This window comes from Tardiphaga sp. 37S4, from assembly GCF_021044645.1.
Classification (GTDB): domain Bacteria; phylum Pseudomonadota; class Alphaproteobacteria; order Rhizobiales; family Xanthobacteraceae; genus Tardiphaga; species Tardiphaga robiniae.
In genome coordinates, this window is record NZ_CP088008.1 from 3,779,644 (window position 1) to 3,798,201 (window position 18,558).

General features: G+C 62.0%; 18 protein-coding genes. 6 read left to right on the plus strand and 12 right to left on the minus strand.

Annotation, left to right across the window (positions count from 1 at the left end):
• From LPB73_RS18020 to LPB73_RS18050, 7 genes are all read right to left on the minus strand, one after another.
• Complete coding sequence (locus LPB73_RS18020; RefSeq protein WP_231077736.1) at positions 1 to 1,716, minus strand: AMP-binding protein; 1,716 nt, start codon at positions 1,714 to 1,716, stop codon at positions 1 to 3.
• A gap of 27 nt (positions 1,717 to 1,743) precedes the next feature.
• Entirely contained in the window at positions 1,744 to 2,619 is an 876-nt protein-coding gene (locus tag LPB73_RS18025; protein WP_120288836.1) for an ABC transporter permease, read from the minus strand.
• A complete protein-coding gene (locus LPB73_RS18030; RefSeq protein ID WP_068737345.1) occupies positions 2,616 to 3,572 on the minus strand; it encodes an ABC transporter permease in 957 nt (318 codons plus the stop codon). The genes LPB73_RS18025 and LPB73_RS18030 overlap by 4 nt, the downstream gene beginning before the upstream one ends.
• A 63-nt stretch (positions 3,573 to 3,635) precedes the next feature.
• Positions 3,636 to 5,189, minus strand: a complete 1,554-nt coding sequence (locus LPB73_RS18035; protein WP_231077737.1) for an ABC transporter substrate-binding protein — start codon at positions 5,187 to 5,189, stop codon at positions 3,636 to 3,638.
• Between the two features lie 19 nt (positions 5,190 to 5,208).
• Entirely contained in the window at positions 5,209 to 6,231 is a 1,023-nt protein-coding gene (locus LPB73_RS18040) for an ABC transporter ATP-binding protein (RefSeq protein WP_231081178.1), read from the minus strand.
• A gap of 8 nt (positions 6,232 to 6,239) precedes the next feature.
• Positions 6,240 to 7,301, minus strand: a complete 1,062-nt coding sequence (locus LPB73_RS18045) for an ABC transporter ATP-binding protein (RefSeq protein WP_414716803.1) — start codon at positions 7,299 to 7,301, stop codon at positions 6,240 to 6,242.
• Positions 7,298 to 7,459, minus strand: coding sequence for a hypothetical protein (locus tag LPB73_RS18050; RefSeq protein ID WP_231077738.1), 162 nt, complete (start codon positions 7,457 to 7,459; stop codon positions 7,298 to 7,300). The genes LPB73_RS18045 and LPB73_RS18050 overlap by 4 nt, the downstream gene beginning before the upstream one ends.
• Positions 7,460 to 7,650: 191 nt before the next feature.
• On the opposite strand from LPB73_RS18050, the gene LPB73_RS18055 reads away from it, so the two are divergent.
• Both LPB73_RS18055 and LPB73_RS18060 read left to right on the plus strand, forming a co-directional pair.
• Positions 7,651 to 8,451: a GntR family transcriptional regulator gene (locus LPB73_RS18055; RefSeq protein WP_231077739.1), complete on the plus strand. Its 801-nt coding sequence runs from the start codon at positions 7,651 to 7,653 to the stop codon at positions 8,449 to 8,451.
• 79 nt (positions 8,452 to 8,530) lie between these two features.
• On the plus strand, positions 8,531 to 8,773 hold the full coding sequence (locus LPB73_RS18060) for a hypothetical protein (RefSeq protein WP_120288832.1): 243 nt from the start codon (positions 8,531 to 8,533) through the stop codon (positions 8,771 to 8,773).
• Positions 8,774 to 9,011: 238 nt separating this feature from the next.
• Here LPB73_RS18060 and LPB73_RS18065 read toward each other — a convergent pair whose 3' ends face one another.
• Positions 9,012 to 9,248: a hypothetical protein gene (locus LPB73_RS18065; RefSeq protein ID WP_093761042.1), complete on the minus strand. Its 237-nt coding sequence runs from the start codon at positions 9,246 to 9,248 to the stop codon at positions 9,012 to 9,014.
• 111 nt (positions 9,249 to 9,359) lie between these two features.
• The gene (locus LPB73_RS18070) at positions 9,360 to 9,539 is read right to left on the minus strand and encodes a hypothetical protein (RefSeq protein WP_093761044.1); all 180 of its coding nucleotides are present in this window, start codon (positions 9,537 to 9,539) and stop codon (positions 9,360 to 9,362) included.
• 300 nt (positions 9,540 to 9,839) lie between these two features.
• Here LPB73_RS18070 and LPB73_RS18075 point away from each other — a divergent pair, with 300 nt between their 5' ends.
• Complete coding sequence (locus LPB73_RS18075; RefSeq protein ID WP_231077740.1) at positions 9,840 to 11,342, plus strand: aldehyde dehydrogenase; 1,503 nt, start codon at positions 9,840 to 9,842, stop codon at positions 11,340 to 11,342.
• A 58-nt stretch (positions 11,343 to 11,400) separates the two neighbouring features.
• Here LPB73_RS18075 and LPB73_RS18080 read toward each other — a convergent pair whose 3' ends face one another.
• The 3 genes from LPB73_RS18080 to LPB73_RS18090 form a co-directional block, all read right to left on the minus strand.
• Positions 11,401 to 12,381 carry an aldo/keto reductase gene (locus tag LPB73_RS18080; protein WP_120288830.1) on the minus strand — a complete coding sequence of 327 codons (981 nt, stop codon included), beginning with the start codon at positions 12,379 to 12,381 and terminating at the stop codon, positions 11,401 to 11,403.
• Between the two features lie 32 nt (positions 12,382 to 12,413).
• The gene (locus LPB73_RS18085; RefSeq protein WP_231077741.1) at positions 12,414 to 13,265 is read right to left on the minus strand and encodes an SDR family NAD(P)-dependent oxidoreductase; all 852 of its coding nucleotides are present in this window, start codon (positions 13,263 to 13,265) and stop codon (positions 12,414 to 12,416) included.
• Between the two features lie 107 nt (positions 13,266 to 13,372).
• The gene (locus LPB73_RS18090; protein ID WP_231077742.1) at positions 13,373 to 14,449 is read right to left on the minus strand and encodes a substrate-binding domain-containing protein; all 1,077 of its coding nucleotides are present in this window, start codon (positions 14,447 to 14,449) and stop codon (positions 13,373 to 13,375) included.
• 129 nt (positions 14,450 to 14,578) lie between these two features.
• Between LPB73_RS18090 and LPB73_RS18095 the strand changes: the two genes are divergently transcribed.
• The 3 genes from LPB73_RS18095 (at position 14,579) to LPB73_RS18105 (ending at position 18,520) form a co-directional block, all read left to right on the plus strand.
• A complete protein-coding gene (locus LPB73_RS18095) occupies positions 14,579 to 16,063 on the plus strand; it encodes an aldehyde dehydrogenase family protein (protein ID WP_231077743.1) in 1,485 nt (494 codons plus the stop codon).
• 97 nt (positions 16,064 to 16,160) lie between these two features.
• Positions 16,161 to 16,874 carry a glutamine amidotransferase gene (locus LPB73_RS18100; RefSeq protein WP_231077744.1) on the plus strand — a complete coding sequence of 238 codons (714 nt, stop codon included), beginning with the start codon at positions 16,161 to 16,163 and terminating at the stop codon, positions 16,872 to 16,874.
• Between the two features lie 152 nt (positions 16,875 to 17,026).
• Positions 17,027 to 18,520, plus strand: coding sequence for an aldehyde dehydrogenase family protein (locus LPB73_RS18105; protein ID WP_231077745.1), 1,494 nt, complete (start codon positions 17,027 to 17,029; stop codon positions 18,518 to 18,520).
• Positions 18,521 to 18,558 lie beyond the last annotated feature (38 nt).

The following is an 18,558-nucleotide window of genomic DNA, read 5'->3' on the forward strand; positions in this document are numbered from 1 at the left end:
TTACTGCGGCGCGTTGGCGTCGAGCTCCTGCTTCTTCACCTTGCCGGTGGCAGTCATCGGCAGCGCGTCGATGATGCGGATCTCAGGCACCTTGTAGACGGCCATCCGTTCGGCACACCACGCCTGCAGTTCCGCTGGCGTGACGGTGCCCCTCTCTTCCGGCTTGAGCTGGATGAAGGCGACCGGCACTTGCCCCTTGCCGGCATCTTCGCGACCGACCACACCCGATCCGAGAACCTTCGGATGCTGACCGAGCAGCGCCTCGATCTCCGGCGGGAACACGCTCATGCCCTTGACCTTCAGCATCTCTTTGCGACGACCGAGGAAATGCAGGAAGCCGTCGGTATCGATGGTGCCGATATCGCCGGTGCGCAGCCAGCCATCGATCAACGACTCCGCTGTTGCTTCCGGCTTATTCCAGTAGCTCTTCAGCAGCGATGGTGTCCGCACGCGGATCTCGCCCTCGCCACCGAGCGGCACGAGTTCACCTGTCTCGAAATCGGTGATCTTGAACTCGGCGCCGGGCACCGGGAGCCCAACGAAGATCGGCTGTGACAGAAGATCGAAATCATCATCCTGGAAGCCAGCCGTCAGGGTGTTGGATGTATGGGTCTCGGTCATTCCCCACGAGGCTTCGGTCAGGATCGTGCCGGTGAGATCCTTCCAGCGCTTGCGATAGGCCGGATTGAGCTTCTTCACGAAGGACACGACGCGCACCTGATTGAGCGACGACAGGTCGAATTCCGCGAACCGCGGATGATCCATCAGCTCGACGGCACCATCGACCGGCATCGCAGTGACATTGACCTTGTAGCGATCGATGGCCGACAGTGCCCCGATCGCATCCCAGCGCGCCAGCAGGACGAGCGTTGCGCCCGTAAACATCGGGAAGATCAGGCCGAAATTCTCACCGGCAATCCAGAACTCTGGAAAGAACGACAGAAAGACGCTGTTTTCATTGGCGACGACAGAGATGCCGTGATTGGCGGCAGCCGTATAGACCATATCGCGCTGGGTGTGCACGCACCCCTTCGGCATGCCGGTGGTGCCACCGGTGTAATTCAGCGCGGCGATATCATCGAGTCCGGCGGGCGGCAGCGGCTTTGGCACGGGCAGCGCAGCCAGCGCCGGCAGCAGATCGGTCGCACCGGAGATGGCAATGCGCGGCGCACTGATCGAATCTGGGACGGGAATGGTCGGCTTGGCCGGAAGCACATCCGCAAAACTGGTAACTATCACTTCGCGCAGCTTGGACTCGCTTCGTACCTGGTCGACCACAGGCGCCAATTGATCCAGCGCCACGATGACTTCGGCGTCGGTATCATTCAATTCGTAGGACAATTCGAACGCGCGCGACAGGGGGCTGACGGGGACGTGGATAGCGCCAAGCTTGAGGATGCCGAAGAATACGATATGGAATTGTGGGCAGTTCGGCAGGAACACCGCGACACGGTCGCCCTTGCGGACGCCCTTCTCCATCAGCAACGCCGCGAAGCGATCACTCTGCGCGTCGAGTTCGGCATAGGTGGTGACGTGACCATAAAAGATCACCGCAGGCTTTTCAGGATTACGCTTGGCCCACGCGCGCAAATATTCGGTTAGCGCGATTTCGCCATGCAGATATTGCGGCTTGTTCGGCGTGCCTTTCGGCCAGGCCTTAGCCCACAGCTCGTGCAGCCTGGCGAGATATTCCGTTTCTTTGGCGCTTGCGGTCATCACCGTCGTCCTTGTTCTTGGTCTTGGTCAGTTGCGTTTCATGGTCGGATCGAGCGCGACGCGCAGCGATTCACCCAATGTGTTGAAGGCCAGTGCGGTGAACAGGATCGCGAGGCCGGGCGGATACATCTGCTCGGGCGCGATTTCCATGTTCTGATAGGCGCGCGCCAGCATCGAACCCCAGCTCGGATCCGGCGGCTGAATGCCGAGGCCTAGGAAGCTGAGGCTCGCTTCCGCCAGGAGCGCCGCGGCCAGCAACAGCGTGACCTGCACGATGACGGGCTGGATCGCGTTCGGCAGCACGTGGCGCCACAGGATGCGTGGCGTTGATCCGCCGAAACAGCGCGCGGCATCGACATAAAGCTCATTGCGCACCACCAGCGTGCGCGCACGGACGAGGCGCGCTAGCTGCGGCGAAAACACGATGCCAACCGAGATCATACCGTTGGTGAGGCCGATGCCGAGCGCACCTGTCACGGCGATCGCCAGCACGATGGCCGGGAACGACAGGAAGCTGTCGATAACACGGCTGATCACCGTATCGACCCAGCCGCCAAGATAGCCGGCGAGAATGCCGACAGGCACGCCGATCAGAACGGCGATCGTGACCGCAAGGAAGCTCGCATAGAGCGACGCCATACCGCCATAGATCAGGCGGCTGAGCGTATCGCGACCGAGATCGTCAGCGCCCAGCCAATGTTGAGTCGACATGGTCGCCAACGCCGCGTCGAGATCCTGTGCGGCCGGCGCATATGGCGAGATCCACGGGCCGAGGACCGAGATCGTGAACAGCGCGACGAGGAAAGTCAGGCTGAAAGCGCCGCGTAGATCACTGACGAACCAGCGTACAAAACCCGAGAAACGTCCCGGCCGGCGCTCGGGCGCCATCACAGCATCCGTCATGATGAAATCCTCGGATCGAGGACGCTGTACAGAATGTCTGTGAGCAGATTGAGCGTGACGACAATCAGGACCATGGTGAACACCACGCCCTGCACCACCGGGAAATCGCGGTTCATCGCGCCGTTGACGATCAACCCGCCCATGCCGGGAATCGCGAACACGGCCTCGACCACGACGGTCGCCGCGAGCAGGCGGTTCGCGAGCAGGCTGACGACGGTGAGCAGATTGACGCTGACATTCTTCAAACCATGACGCCACAGGATCGACGATGGCGGCAACCCCTTGGCGTGCAGCGTGCGAACCTGTTGCGACGACAGTATCTCGACGAGTGACGACCGCAATTGCCGCGCCACCTCGGCAATGCCGCCGGACGCGAGCGCCACCGCCGGCAGGATGGCATGACTGAGCGACGCCCACGGATCTTTCATGAGCGATACCGCACCCGTGGCCGGCAGCCAATTGAGCTGCAGCGAGAAGAACGCCACCAGCAGCATGCCGAGCCAGAAATTCGGCACGGCGACACCGAGCGAGGCAATCGCCATGACAAAGCCGTCGATCCACGAGCCGGGCTTGGTTGCCGCGGCAATGCCCAGGGGGATACCGACCAACATCGCCATGAACAGCGCGAGTGCGACGATCAGCAGCGTATGCGGCAGGCAGCGCTGGATCGAGGTCAGCACCGCTTCGTTGGAGATCAGTGAACTCGAGAGATCGCCATGCGCCGCCTTCCAGAGCCATGAGCCATATTGCAGCAGGAACGGCTGGTTCAGACCATAGAGCTCGCGGATTTCGGCGATCCGCTGCTCCGACGCATTGTCGCCAGCAAGCGTCACAGCAACATCGCCCGGCACCAGCTTGAGCAGGCCGAACACGATGAAGGTCGACAGCACCACCACCGGGATTGCCTGCAACAGGCGACGACCGATGATGCGGAGACGTCCGGAATTCAACATGCGCAATTCACACCAGTTAGGGACGCCGCGATGATCGCGGCGCCGGTTACTGTGTCCGATGGATTAGCCGAGCGAGATGTTTTCGAATTTCGGCTTGCCGAGCAGATTGGGCCTGAAGCCCTTCACCTTGGCGGACAGCGCATCGAGTTCGAACTGGAATGCGAGCGGTGCCGACAGGGCATTCTCCACCGTGAATTTCTGGATCTTGGCGAACACATCGGCGCGCTTGGCGAGGTCTTCGCTGACGCGGCTCTCCTGGATCAACTTCGACAACTCCGGCTCACCGCTGCGACCCGCATTGTAATAAGCGCCTTTGTCGAAGCTCAGCCCGTAGGTCATGCTCGGATCCGGACGCCCGGTCCATGCCGAGACAAGAAGGTCGAACTTTTTCTCGGTGGCAAAGAACTGCGCGCTGATTTCGGCGATGGTGCCGCGGGTGAATTTCAGGCGGATACCAGCCTTGCCGAGCTGATCCTGGATCACCTCGCCACGCCGCACGGAATCCTGATCCATATAGCCGCCTATGGTCAGTTCGAGACCATCCTTGTAGCCGGCCTCGGCGAGCAGCTGCTTCGCTTTCTCCGTGTTGTTGGGATACATCCCCGCGACGTCCTTGTTGAACGCCCAGTGCGAGCTCGGCAGCGTCATGCGCGCCGGTTCGCCAAGGCCGTTGAGCGCCGCCTTGACGAAAGCATCGCGGTCGAGCGCGAAGTTGATCGCCTGACGGACCTTGACGTTGTCGAGCGGTGCGCGGCCGTAATTGAAGTAGACCTGAATACAATACAACGTCGGCGAGCTGACGGTTTCCAGATTCTTGGCGCGCTCGATCACCGGCTTTAATCGCGCTGGCAGCTGGAACGCCATATCGTTCTGGCCGGCGACGACCGAACGCAAAGCGGTAGCGTTTTCCGGGATGATGTTGAATTCGATGCCGTCGAGATAGGGCCGCCCCTGGCGCCAGTATTGATCATGGCGGGTCACGACGATGATCTCGTTGTCGTTCCATCGTACGAATTTCCACGGCCCGGCACCGACCGGCTTGCGGTCGGTCTCATTGCCGAGCGCCTTGATATTGGTCGGCGACACCATCATGCCAGCACGGTCCGACAGAATGGCCGGCAGCGCGGTGTCGGGATTCTTCAGCTTCAGCGTCACCTGCAGCGGACCGGTGACCTCGACCGCATCCACACTGGACAGATCAGGCTTGACGTTGGAGCGCTGGTCGGTGCGGTTGCGCTCGAGGTTGAATTTGACGGCCTCGGCATCCATCGGTGTGCCATCGTGGAATTTGATGCCGGCGCTGATGTCGAGCACCATGGTCTTCGGATCGGGGAACGCCCATTTCGCCATGCCCGGCTTCGGCTTCAGTGTCTCGTATTCCCACTCCACCAGCGTGTCATACATGGTCCAGAGGATGCTGTGGTCGGAGCCGGCACCGCCGGTGGCCGGATCGAGCGACGACGGATTGGCCGGCGCGGCGACCTTCAACACGCCGCCCTTCTTGGCCTCCTGCGCCCAGGCCGACAGGCCAAGCGCGCCGGTTGCGGCAGCGCCCCCCATCAGCGCCAGCATGTCACGACGACGCAATATTTGCTTGCCCAGATCAATTGTCTTCATTTGAAAATCCTCCCGGTGATTATGATGCGCGATGCGCTTTTTGATTGTCTGGTGGTGGCCCGTCCGCCGTGGCGAAATGACAGGCCACGCGGTGTCCCGGCTTGACGTCGCGCCAGGCTGGCACTTCTTCGGCGCAACGCGGTTGCACCGACGGGCAGCGCGTGCGGAAGCGGCAACCCGATGGCGGCGCCACCGGGCTCGGAATTTCACCTTCGAGAATGATGCGGCGGTCGACCCGCAAATGCGACGGCAACGGCACCGGCTCGGCCGACAACAGCGCACGCGTATAGGGATGCAGTGGCCGCTCGACCACATCCTCGGCCGGACCGAGCTCCATCAGCTTGCCGAGATAGGTGACGGCGATGCGGTCGGAGATGTGCGAGACCACCGAGATGTCATGGGTGATGAACACATAGGTCAGGCCGAATTCGCGCTGCAGATCGGCAAACAGATTGAGCACGTCGCCGCGGATGGAGACGTCGAGCGCCGCCACCACCTCATCGCAAACGATGACCTTCGGCCGCAACGTCAGCACGCGCGCGATGTTAACGCGCTGCTTCTGGCCGCCGGACAGCTGATGCGGATAGCGATCGGCGGCTTCGGCGGCAAGGCCGACGCGCTCCAGCACCTCGACGCCACGGCGATGGCGCGAGGCATGATCGCCTTCGCCCATGATCTCCAGCGGCTCGACCACGCTGTCGATGATCGTCATGCGCGGATTGAGCGCGGCATTCGGATCCTGGAAGATAATCTGGTAATCGCGGCGGTGCTTGCGGAATGCGCTTGTGCTGAGGGCAGCCGGATCGGTGCCGTCATGCAGAATCTGGCCGTGACTCGGCGGCAGCAGCGACACCAGCGCACGGCCAAGCGTGGTCTTGCCCGAGCCAGACTCACCGATGATGCCAAAGGTCTCGCCAGCGCGGACCTCGAAATCCATGCCGTCGATCGCCTTGACTGTGTCGCGGCCATCGCGGGTCGGAAACAGGATCCGCAAGTCACGCACTGCGAGAATCCCGCCGCTGTCCCGCTTGTGGCTCCGCATGCCTGACATCAATTCACCGCTCCCGGCAGCACGAGTTCGGGAGCACGCCAGCAGCGCGCAGTACGACCGCTGTCGATCTCGACCATCGGCTGGCTCTGCTCGCAGCCTGCCACGGCATGCGTGCAACGTGATCGGAAGCGGCAGCCGGCCGGCATAGCATTCGGCGATGGCACACGACCTGGGATCGAGGCCAGCACGCCACGGCGCGGGCTGAGGTTAGGCAGCGAGCGCAGCAGTCCGGATGTATAGGGATGACGTGGCCGCGTCAGCACGTCATCCACCGGCGCGTCCTCGACGACCTCACCGGCATACATGGTGATCATGCGGGTGCAGGTTTCGGCGACGACGCCAAGATCATGGGTAATGAAGATCAATGCCGTACCGGTGCGCTCGCTCAACGAACGCAAGAGATCGGTGATCTGCGCCTGCACGGTCACATCGAGCGCTGTAGTGGGCTCGTCGGCCACAAGCAGCTTCGGCTTGCAGATCAACGCCATCGCGATCATCACGCGCTGGCGCATGCCGCCCGAGAGTTGATGCGGATATTCGTCGCAGCGCCGCTCCGGCGCGGGGATACCGACTTCACGCAACGCAGCGATGGCGCGCTCGCGCCCCTCCGCGCGACCGACCGGAAAATGGATGCGATAGGCTTCGCTGATCTGATCGCCGACCGTGAAGACAGGATCGAGCGCGCTCATCGGCTCCTGAAAAATCATCGCGATCTCACGGCCGCGCACGGCGCGCATGCGCCGCGGCGACAGCGTGGCCAGATTGGTCCCGTTGAACAGGATATCGCCTTGGATCCGCGCCGATTGCGGCGGCAGCAGGCGCAGCAGCGACAGACCAGTGACGGTCTTGCCACAGCCGCTCTCACCGACCAGACCAACGCGCTCGCCCGGCGCGATGGTGAAATTTACGTTCCGGGTGATCGGCAAAGCGCCGCGCGCCGTCACGAATGACAGCGAGAGATCGCGCACTTCGAGCAAAGGCGGCTGCGGCGAAACGCCCGCGTCGGGCATTCCAGCAACGCGCGTTGCCGTGGGAGCGGAGATGTCGATCGCACCTGTCATCGCGCTTCGCCAGCAGCAACACGGCCAGTGACGCCGCGCATCATCCACTGCTGCAGGGTTTGCCGGTGCTGCACTTGCACATACGGATGAAAGCCGCAGACCCGTGTCTGTTGGGGTGTTGTCAGTCGGACATGCGCCGACGCGAACAGAGCCGCCATGTTCACCTCCCTTGCCATCCCTGTTCTGCAGATCTTGCATCGGGACGTTCCATCGCGGTCCGGCTTGTGCCGGTATGTATTGAAGCGACAGTAACCGAATGAAAGGTCATCGACTGTCAATTGTCAACAATTGACTTCTGCGGTAGACAGGACCGTATGACGCGGCAAGCGTGCATCGACAGGAGGCGGCCATGGCAGCGACACTTCGCAAGCCATTCAATGATAACCAGCACGACGTCGAACGGAGATTTGCGCCGCGTACGATCCCCGATCAGGTTGCGGAGGAACTCGGTGCCGAGATCGTCTCCGGCCGCCGCAAAGCAGGCGAGCGCCTTGTCGAACTCGACCTGGCGCGCGATTTTGGCGTCAGCCGTGGCCCTATTCGTGAAGCGATACGCATTCTCGAGCGCCGGCGCTTGGTCGACATCTTTCCGCGGCGCGGCGCCTATATCAGGCCGCTGTCACTCAAATCGGTGGCTGACCTGTTTAATGTCCGCACCGCACTGTCGATGCTGGCAGTGCGCACCATGGCGACCACGCCGGTCGAAAGCTTCATCGACACATTGGCGCGCCGCTGCGACGAGTTGAGAGTCGCAGTCGAGATCAATGATCCAATGGCTTTCGCACACACAACGACGCGCGCGGTAAAGACCATTGCGCGCGGCTCGGGCAACGAACTGCTCGTCGAACTGCTCACCGACCTTGCCAATCAAACCGTATGGGAAACCATCTGGAAGACGCCGCTGGACTATCAGACCCGCGACATCCGCCGACTCAGCGCCGACCTGATGGCATCGACATTGAAAGCGATCCGGCAACGTAAGCCGAATGCCGCTGTCACACATCTCGGTCAGCTTCTGGAAAGTGATCGCGACCGCGCCTTGTCCACCCTATCGCGCATTCGCGGAGAGACATTCGACCTGAGTGCACTAACACATAGCGATGGGCACGGTGCTATGCCGGCGGACATTGCGCCCGCTCCGCGCGGATGAATTCGACGGGGCTGTAGGCTCAGACGGCAGCTACCGCAATTCATCAGCGAAAACGTAACAGGCGATCGGAGAAGGACTGGTGCTCGCCATCAAGCTGAAGGCGCCGCTTTCGCCGGAGATCGTCGCCGCGGCCGGGTATTTGCGATATCACGAGAGACCGAAGCCGACGCAGATCGAAGAGCTGCGCAAGGAGCTCCGTACTGTCGTCGAGGTGTTCGGCAAGATGCAGTCCGCCCTGCGTCGCAGGCAACTGGGTGACGATCAGATCGCTGCCGACTGCACAACTGGAAACGATAAGCCGACAATGATGAAGGCCGCCTGACAGCCCAATCCACTGCTCTTGCTGCTCCACTGAACCCGAGCCGCGCTAGCTGCGACTAATCGGTATGCCACATGCCCTGACACGCGCCTGGACGAGATTGATGGACTGGATCGAGAATGCGGTCCACTTTGTGGACTGGCTGACGGACGACCCATCCCCGACCAACAAATTTCTGGAAGAGCCGCCAATTAAGGAACGAGCCACACCGGACAAACGCTCGACACGCTAGCGCGCAACGTCACACGGATTTCAGTTGACCGAGACCGATCGCCGGCCACGGGAGCCGCGCCAGCTTGCTGGCGCATAGGGCAGCGCCGTGTATGCCGATGAGCGCCTCACCGGTGCGGCGCCACGCGACACGCGGTTCTTCGGCGCAAACATCCATCCGATCAGGCCAAGCGTCGTTTTGCACGCCGTCGCGGGCGTTGACGCTGCAATCGATGTCGCCTTCAATCCAAATTGTCTGGGCATTCAAACCTCCATCCCGGAATTCCGATTACGCCAAAAGGGCGCTCCGAATCCCAGCCGAGATTGAATTTATACACCGCGAATCTTGTGGCGCACTTGCGCTGCATCAAGTCACCAATCAGTGCAGAACGGCGTGCACCATCTGCTCATCGAACGGCCGTGCGGCCATCTGCGCACGCAGCTCGGCCAGTTCGGTCTCAAGTTGCTGATTGACGAGAATGAGTGCTGCCACGGTACCGCGGGTGTCGCCGTGGCAGGCGGCGATGAGATCGTCGACTTCCGCGTCTAACTTGGTCATTGAAAAAATCTCCTGCCGCGCTTTCGGTTGCCTTCAATAATCGGCTGAGCGTTGCATCAATATTAAACGATACCGGAGTCGTTGGCGTCATCGCCAACGTGCATGAATACCGGTTAAGAGCGCCTTTCCGGGCTCAAAAAATCCACAAGCGACTTTCTGCAATCGGTTTAAGCGACCCGTTTCAATCACCGCGCTGCAACCGCGCGTTGATCGCAAAATCACCTGTTTCTGATTAGTCATAGTCCGCCGAACCGGCTACCGCCGTCAGGCCGATCACGATGCAAATTCAAGGACATGCCAATGATGAACGATGGTCGCCCGTTCGGGCTTTATATCAATGGCCGGTTTCAGCCAGCCTCGACCGGTCGCACCATCAAGGTGGAGAATCCGAAGGACCGCAGCCATCTGGCCGATGTCGCCGAGGGGGACGAAAAGGATATCGATCTGGCCATCGACGCCGCCGAACGCGCCGGCAAAATCTGGGCGGCGACACCGGGCGCGGTCCGCGGCGACATCATGCACCGGGCTGGCGAACTTCTGGCCAAAAAGCTCCCCGAACTGGTGACCATCGAGGTCGATCAGATCGGCCGCGCCCGCCGCGAAATGACCGCGCAGCTGGGCCGGCTGCCGGAATGGTTTCGCTATTTCGGCGCTCTGGCGCGCACCCATGAGGACACCGTCCCGCCCTTCGGCGGCAATTTCCTGAATTATACCCGCCGGGTGCCACTCGGCGTCGTCGGCCATGTGACGCCATGGAATCATCCGTTGCTGATCCTCACCAAGAAGATCGCGCCGTCGATGGCGGCGGGCAATACGATGGTGGTGAAGCCCAGCGAACTGGCGCCGATCACACCTCTTCTGCTCGGCGACATCTTCAAGGAGGCCGGGGTGCCCGACGGCGTCTATAATGTCGTGCCCGGCTATGGTGCGACCGCCGGCAAGGCTCTGACCACCAGCAAGCGCATCAAGAAGATCGATCTCACCGGGGGCACCGAGACCGGCAAGATGGTGGCATCACTGGCCGGTGCCAACCTCACCAAGGTGGCCGCCGAGCTCGGCGGCAAGGCCGCGGTCATCCTGTTCGACGACACCTCTATCGAGCGCGGCGTCGCGGCGGCCCTGTTCGCCTCGTTCATCGCAACCGGCCAGACCTGCGTGCAAGGTGCTCGGCTGTTGGTGCAACGCTCCGTGCATGACACCGTGGTCGCCGAACTGGTGAAGCGCACCAATGCGATCCGGATCGGCGATCCGCAGGACATGGCGACGCAGATGGGCCCGCTGGTCTCGGCGAAGCAGCGCGAGCTGACCGAACGCTATGTCAAGATCGGACTCGAGGAAGGCGCGACGCTCGCCGCGGGCGGCAAGCGGCCGGACGGCAAGGCCTTCGAGAACGGCTATTATCATCAGCCGACGATCTTCACGAACGTGACCGGCAGCATGCGCATTGCGCAGGAAGAGATCTTCGGGCCAGTCGTCGTCGTGATCCCGTTCGACACCGAAGAGGAAGCCATCGCGTTGTCCAACGGCACGGAATTCGGCCTGGCCACCTCGATCTGGACCCGCGACGTCACTCGCGCGCACCGTGTGGCACATCAGCTCGAGAGCGGCATCGTCTGGATCAACGACCACCACCGCATCGATCCCTGCTCGCCCTGGGGCGGCTTCAAGATGAGCGGCATCGGCCGCGAGAACGGCATTGTCGCCTATGAGGAATACACCCAGATCCAGAACGTGATCGTCAATCTCTCAGACGAGCCGTTCGACTGGTATGCGGACGACGGGCAGGAGAAGCGGTATAGCTAAAGCACGCAAAAAGCGTAGGGCGGATTACGCCTTCGGCTAATCCGCCCTACGTCTACTGCTAGCCGAATCCTGCCACGGCATGCGGCACATAGGGCGCTTCGAGCGAAGCGATCTCCTCATGCGTCAGCTTCAACGACAGCGCCGCCACCGCATCGGTCAGATGCGCCGGCTTCGATGCACCGATGATCGGTGACGTGATGCCTTTTTTCTGCAGCAGCCAGGCCATCGCGACCTGTGCCTGCGGAACGCCGCGCGCCTTGGCGACGGCAGCAACCTGCTCGACGATCTTGCGATCGGACTCCTCGGACTGCACATAGAGCGTCTTGCCGAATTCATCGGTATTTTGACGCGCGCTGGTCTCGTCCCAGGCCCGCGTCAGGCGCCCGCGCGCCAGCGGGCTCCACGGCATCACCGCGATCTTCTGGTCCGCGCAGAGCGGCAGCATCTCGCGCTCTTCCTCGCGGTTCAGCAGATTGACATGGTTCTGCATGCTGACAAATTCGGTCCAGCCGTTCAGCCGCGAGGTATAGAGCGCCTTGGAGAATTGCCATGCATACATGCTGGACGCGCCGATATAGCGGACCTTGCCGGCTTTCACGACGTCGTGCAGCGCTTCCAGCGTCTCCTCGATGGGCGTGTTCTTGTCGAGACGATGGATCTGATAGAGATCGATATAGTCGGTGCCGAGCCGGCGCAGGCTGTGATCGACCTCGATCATGATCGCCTTGCGCGACAGGCCTGCCCCGTTCGGTCCCGGCCGCATCCGGTTGAAGACCTTGGTCGCCAGCACCACGTCGTCGCGCTTTGTAAAATCCTTCAGCGCGCGGCCGACGATTTCTTCCGACGTGCCATCCGAATAGACATTGGCGGTGTCGAAGAAGTTGATGCCGAGTTCGATCGCCTGCTTGATCAGCGGCCGGCTCTTGTCCTCGTCCAGCGTCCATGCATGCGCGCCGCGATCGGAGATGCCATAGGTCATGCAGCCCAGACACAGACGCGAGACATCCAGACCGGTATTTCCAAGTTTGACGTAGTCCACGGCGTTTCTCCCTTGTCGTTCTATTTGGTTTTCTATTTGCGTTTGACGAAGTCTGCGAAGGCATCGGCATAATCGGGGTGCCAGCGCGACAGAGCCGGTCTGTTCTCGACGACGTCGCCGATGGCCCACAACATGCGGCGCTCGTCGAGCGCGCGCGGCACATCGTTGTCTGGGCAAAGAATGTAGAAGTCGCTGGCTTCGAGTCGTTGCATCATGAAGTCCACGGTCTGCTCGGCTGTCCACGCTGCATCCGGCTTCTCGCTGCGCCCGCCAGCCGCGAGCGGCGTGAAGACAAAGCCGGGGATCAGCAGATGTGCGGAGACCTGACATCCCTCGGTGTTGCGCAGCTCGTGCGCCAGCGCTTCGGTATAGGCTTTCACGCCGGCCTTGGAGACATTGTAGGCGGGATTGCCGGGCGGCGTTGTGATGCCCTGCTTGGAGCCCGTATTGATGATCAGGCCCGGCCGCTTGCGCGCGATCATGTCCACAGCGAAGGCCTGACAGCCATTGACGATGCCCCACAGATTGACGCCGAGCAGCCGCTCCCAATTCTCGCGCGGACCGAGCGCCGAGGTCGGCACCTGAATGCCGGCATTGTTCATCAGCACATCGCAGCCGCCGAAGCGGGCCTGCACATCGGCCGCGAGTCTGGTCATCGCGCCGACGTCACTGACATCGACAGCGGCCGTCATCACATCGTCACGTCCGCCGCGCGCCACGCTGGCGATCTTGCCAGCCGCCTCAGCCAAACGATCCTCGCCAAGATCCACGATGCAGATGCGCATTCCCAAGCGCGCAAACGCCGTCGCTGCGGCCAAGCCGATGCCTGACGCACCGCCAGTAATGACGGCAACAGAGCCTGCGGACAGAGCGGGATGGGACATGATGTTCTCCAGAACTGGGAGGTTTGCGCAAATGCGTATAGCATCAACGCGCGCCTTGGCATCTCACAACAGCGCTAACGCATGGACCGGCGTCCGTTCGCGCATGGCTATGACTTCTTCCCGTGAAACACCTCGTTCACGGTCTTGATCGCGCCGGTGTCCGACGCGGCATAGCCAGGTAGCTTGACCAGCACGTCACGGAAGTCGGCGCCGCGTAGCACCGCCAGAATGTGCTTCATCGGCTCCTGGTCGAGCAATGTCTCGCGGCAGACGAAATAGTAGTCCTCGGTCAGCAGCCGCACGAAATCCAGCCCGAATTGCCGTGCCGCAGCCTCGACACCGAAGGCGACGTCGGCCATGTCGCTGGCGACATAAGCGGCAACCGCCGCATGGGTGAACTCCACCTGCTGATAACCGTTGATCTGCTCGGGATCGATCTTGTGCTGACGAAGCAGCTGATCGAACAGCAACCCCGTGCCGGAATCCTGATCGCGATTGACGAAGCGGATCGCAGGATTGATCAGCGCTTCCATCGATGTGATGCGCAGCGGATTGCCGGGCTTCACCATCAGGCCCATTTCGCGGGTCGCGAAACCGACGACGCGATGGACGCGGTTGTCGACCCACTCCTTGCAGGCATTGACGCTGCGCTTGCGCAATTCGCCGCGCGGCAGATGCACGCCGGCGAGATCGCAGGTGTTATGCGCCAGCGACACCAGTGAGGTCTGGTTGCTGACATAGCGCAGATCGATACCCGTGCCCGCCGAGGTGTTCAGCATCTCGCGCAATTTCGACACGGCAAAACCGTGACTGGCATGGACGCGGATGACCGCGGGATGATTGGGCAGCAGCTCCTTGAGTTCGGTCGCCAGTTCCTGCGCCAGATTATCGAGCTGCGGTCCGAGCCGCGCTTCCAGCCGTTCGCCGGCCCAGACCAGTTTCTCGCCAAATGCCGTCAGCTTGGTGCCCTTGCCCTTGCTCCGCTCGACCACCGGCACGCCGAAGAAGGCCGACCAGTCATTCACCAGGCTCCACGCGTGGCGGTAGGACAGCTGGTTGCGGCTGGCCGCGAGCGTCAGCTTGCCGGTCTCGTTGATGTCCTTGAGAAAGCCGAGCATCACCGATGTCGGCTGGCGCGAACCCGGCTTGCGGAATCGCCAGATGGTTTCGATATCGATGCGCATCGTGCTACCTATCGCTCTGCCACCTATGTTCGCGATTGCATATGTGCCGCCGCGCCGTGACTCACGTTCTCATATTTACTGTCGATGCCCCTCCTGATCCGATCGTCGAAACATCGGGAGGTATACACTATGCCAGAGATCTCACATGCCGATCTTGCCATTTCTGCATCGACGAAACTGACGCGCAAACGGCTCCTCATCGACGGCCAGCAGGTCGAGCCGTTGTCCGGCCGATATTTCGATGTCCTCAATCCCGCGACGGGCGAGATCATCGCCGTCGTCGCCGAAGCCGACGCCAGCGATATCGATCGTGCGGTCCGCGCGGCGCGCAGGGCGCTCGAGGGTCCGTGGGGCCGCATGCGCGCGGCCGATCGCGGCCTCGTGCTGCAGCGTTTCGCACAACTGCTGGAAGATCACGCGCAGGAACTGATCGCGCTGGAAAGTCTCGACACCGGCAAGCCGCTCGCCGCCGTGCAGCGCCAGGACCTGCCTGCCGCCATCGACACGCTGCGCTACTATGCGGGCTGGGCCGACAAGATCAACGGACAGGTGATCCCGGCGCGCCATGACGCGCTGACCTATACGGTGCGCGAACCGATCGGCGTCGTCGGCGCCATCGTGCCGTGGAATTTCCCGCTGATGATCGGAATGTGGAAGATCGCGCCGGCGCTGGCCTGCGGCTGCACCGTCGTGCTGAAGCCTGCGGAGATCACGCCGCTGTCGGCGCTGCGGATCGGCGAACTGGCACTGGACGCCGGCCTGCCGCCCGGCACGCTCAATATCGTGCCGGGATTTGGCAAGACCGCCGGCCGCGCCATGGTCGATCACCCCGACATTGACAAGATCACCTTCACGGGATCGCCCACTGTCGGTCGCGAAATCCTCGCCGGCGCTGCCGGCAATCTGAAGCGCGTCACGCTCGAACTCGGGGGCAAATCGGCCAATGTGATCTTCGACGACGCCGATCTGGATTCCGCCACCAAGGCCGCCGCTTCCGGCATCTTCTTCAATTCCGGCCAGGTCTGCTCGGCCGGTTCGCGCATTCTCGCGCATGCGTCCGTCTATGACGAGGTCGTGGAGCGCATGACGGCCCGTGCCAAGGCAATCCGCGTCGGCGATCCCACGCAGTCCGGCACGACGATGGGACCGATCGTCTCCGAATTGCAGATGAAGCGGGTGCTGGAATATGTCGATATCGGCACCCGGGAAGGCGCAACCGTGACGACCGGCGGCACGCGCATCGGTGATCGCGGCTATTTCGTCGCCCCCACAGTGTTCGGCAATGTAGAACACGAGATGCGCGTCTCGCAGGAGGAGATCTTCGGCCCGGTCGTCAGCATTATCCGGTTCTTCGACGAGGCCGATGCCATCAGCAAGGCCAATGGCACGAAATACAGCCTCGCCGCCGGTGTCTGGAGCTCGGATATTGGCCGCGTGCAGCGCTTCGCCAAACAGGTGAAGGCCGGCACGGTCTGGATCAACACTTATGGTTATACGGATGTCCGGCTCCCCTGGGGCGGCTCGCGCGATTCCGGTTTCGGCCGCGAACACGGCGATGCTGCGCTTGAGAACTTTACCGAACCCAAGGCCGTCTGGATGAATCTCAACGTCTGAGACAACCAGCGCATCCTTGCGCCGCACAATTGGCTGTTGATCGTTATATTCTTATGGATATAACGATTGCCGGTCAATTACGTGTGAGCCCTTCTTCATGAACCGTCACCGGCGTTCTGCCGTCGCCCTGCGTCATGTCGCTTTCGAGGACCTGGGCCTGCTGTCGTCGGTACTGGATCGTGAGGGATGGGACGTCTCGTTCTGCGATGCCGCCATCGATGACGTCTCCCACCGCTCCATCGTGGATGCCGACCTGCTCGTCGTCCTCGGCGGACCCATCGGGGTTTATGAGGCCGACGCCTATCCGTTCCTGACGCGCGAGATCGCCCTGCTGGAACGGCGTCTCGCGCAGGGGCGCCCGACGCTCGGCATCTGCCTTGGCGCACAATTGATGGCCCGCGCACTCGGCGCCCGCGTCTATGCCGGCGATATCAAGGAGATCGGCTGGGGCCAGGTATCCCCGACCAAGCAGGGCGCGGCCTCATGCCTCGCGCCGCTGGCAGAGGATGGCGCCAGCGTTCTGCATTGGCATGGCGACACCTTCGATCTGCCGGAGGGCGCCATTCGCCTCGCCTCGAACGACGCCTATGACAACCAGGCCTTTGCCTATGGTCGCCATGCACTGGCGCTGCAGTTCCATCTCGAAGCCGATCCACGGCAGCTCGAGGAATGGTATGTCGGTCACGCGGTCGAACTGGCCGCCGCCGGCATTCCAATCGCGCAGCTGCGTTCAAACACCGCTGCCGTCGCCAACCGACTGCCAGTTCAGGCCGATCGCATTTTCACGCGCTGGATCCGCGAGATCGGTTGAACGATTCCAGACGCGAATTCACGATCGTGAATTGGTCGCGAAGATCACCCATGCAGAACGCTGCAGATTCCCCGCCTTTACCCGTTTCGTGAAAACGATATATTTCGCGCGCTACAACGACACTTCAAACAAACGTCCGGGAGGATCACATTATGGGCTTGATGCAGCCAATCTCTGCCACCGCGCACCCTTACGCGAACGGCTCCTACAAGCAGATGCTGATCGACGGCAAATGGCAGGACGCCCAATCCGGCAAGAAGTTCGAAACGCATAATCCAGCCACCGGCGAACTGCTCGCCACCGTCGCCGAAGGCGATGCTGGGGATATCGACCTTGCGGTCGCCGCCGCCCGCCGCGCCTTCGAAGGCCCATGGAGCAAGGCCAAGCCCTACGAGCGCCAGGCGCTGCTGCTGAAATTCGCCGAGCTCGTCGAGAAGCATTTCGATGAACTCGCTCTGCTCGATACGCTCGACATGGGCGCGCCGGTCATGCGCACTTTCGCTGGCAAGCAGCGCATCCTCGGCATGCTGCGTTTCTATGCCGGCCAGGCCACGCTGATCTACGGCGAGACCATCGAGAACTCGCTGCCGGGCGAGATCTTCTCCTACACGCTGAAGGAGCCCGTCGGCGTCGTCGGCGCGATCATTCCGTGGAACTCGCCGCTGTCAGCCAGCATCTGGAAGATCGGCCCTGCTATCGCCACCGGCTGCACCATTGTGCTGAAGCCGGCGGAAGAAGCCCCGCTGACCTCGCTACGCCTCGGTGAGCTGGCCTTGGAAGCCGGCTTCCCGGCGGGCGTCATCAACGTCGTGCCGGGCTATGGCGAAACGGCAGGCGCCGCGCTGGCCTCGCATATGGACGTCAACAAGGTCGCTTTCACCGGTTCCCACTTCACCGGCCAGTCGATCATCCGCGCCTCGGCCGGCAACCTCAAGCGCGTGTCGCTCGAGCTCGGCGGCAAGTCGCCGAACATCGTGTTTTCGGATGCCGATCTCGATGCGGCTGTTCCTGGCGCTGCCATGGCGGTGTTCGCGAATTCCGGGCAGATCTGCAGCGCCGGCACCCGCCTGTTCGTCGAAAAGAACATCTATGACGAATTCGTCGGCCGCGTCGCCGAATTCGCCAAGAAACTGAAGGTCGGCAACGGTGCCAATCCCGACACCCAGCTCGGGCCATTGGTCTCCAAGGAACAGCTCGACCGCGTCACCGGCTATCTCACCACCGGAAGCGGCGAAGGCGCCAAGGCGCTGTCCGGCGGTGGCCGCCTGACGGATGGCGAACTGTCGAAGGGCTTCTTCGTGCAGCCGACCGTGTTCGCCAACGTCCAGGACAACATGAAGATCGCGCAGGAAGAGATCTTCGGGCCGGTGATTTCGGCGATCTCCTTCACCGACATGGACGAACTGGTGCAGCGCGCCAACAACACCACCTTCGGCCTCGGCAGCGGCGTCTGGACCAGGGATGTCAGCAAGGCGCATCGCCTCGCGAAGTCCCTGCAGGCCGGCTCGGTCTGGATCAATTGCTATCAGGCGATGGATCCTGCCGTGCCGTTTGGCGGCTACAAGATGAGTGGCTACGGACGCGAGTCCGGCGTCCACCACGTCGACGAATATCTCAACATCAAGGCGGTCTGGATCAACACCTGATCGCCGTGATCGCATGAAGAAAGGCGCCGAGCGACGAG

Bases quoted from the DNA above. Each gene is read 5' to 3' on its own strand.
- LPB73_RS18020 (WP_231077736.1), bottom strand. From the start codon at position 1,716: ATGACCGCAAGCGCCAAAGAAACGGAATATCTCGCCAGGCTGCACGAG.
- LPB73_RS18025 (WP_120288836.1), bottom strand. From the start codon at position 2,619: ATGACGGATGCTGTGATGGCGCCCGAGCGCCGGCCGGGACGTTTCTCG.
- LPB73_RS18030 (WP_068737345.1), bottom strand. From the start codon at position 3,572: ATGTTGAATTCCGGACGTCTCCGCATCATCGGTCGTCGCCTGTTGCAG.
- LPB73_RS18035 (WP_231077737.1), bottom strand. From the start codon at position 5,189: ATGAAGACAATTGATCTGGGCAAGCAAATATTGCGTCGTCGTGACATG.
- LPB73_RS18040 (WP_231081178.1), bottom strand. From the start codon at position 6,231: ATGCGGAGCCACAAGCGGGACAGCGGCGGGATTCTCGCAGTGCGTGAC.
- LPB73_RS18045 (WP_414716803.1), bottom strand. From the start codon at position 7,301: ATGACAGGTGCGATCGACATCTCCGCTCCCACGGCAACGCGCGTTGCT.
- LPB73_RS18050 (WP_231077738.1), bottom strand. From the start codon at position 7,459: ATGGCGGCTCTGTTCGCGTCGGCGCATGTCCGACTGACAACACCCCAA.
- LPB73_RS18055 (WP_231077739.1), top strand. From the start codon at position 7,651: ATGGCAGCGACACTTCGCAAGCCATTCAATGATAACCAGCACGACGTC.
- LPB73_RS18070 (WP_093761044.1), bottom strand. From the start codon at position 9,539: ATGACCAAGTTAGACGCGGAAGTCGACGATCTCATCGCCGCCTGCCAC.
- LPB73_RS18075 (WP_231077740.1), top strand. From the start codon at position 9,840: ATGATGAACGATGGTCGCCCGTTCGGGCTTTATATCAATGGCCGGTTT.
- LPB73_RS18085 (WP_231077741.1), bottom strand. From the start codon at position 13,265: ATGTCCCATCCCGCTCTGTCCGCAGGCTCTGTTGCCGTCATTACTGGC.
- LPB73_RS18090 (WP_231077742.1), bottom strand. From the start codon at position 14,449: ATGCGCATCGATATCGAAACCATCTGGCGATTCCGCAAGCCGGGTTCG.
- LPB73_RS18095 (WP_231077743.1), top strand. From the start codon at position 14,579: ATGCCAGAGATCTCACATGCCGATCTTGCCATTTCTGCATCGACGAAA.
- LPB73_RS18100 (WP_231077744.1), top strand. From the start codon at position 16,161: ATGAACCGTCACCGGCGTTCTGCCGTCGCCCTGCGTCATGTCGCTTTC.
- LPB73_RS18105 (WP_231077745.1), top strand. From the start codon at position 17,027: ATGGGCTTGATGCAGCCAATCTCTGCCACCGCGCACCCTTACGCGAAC.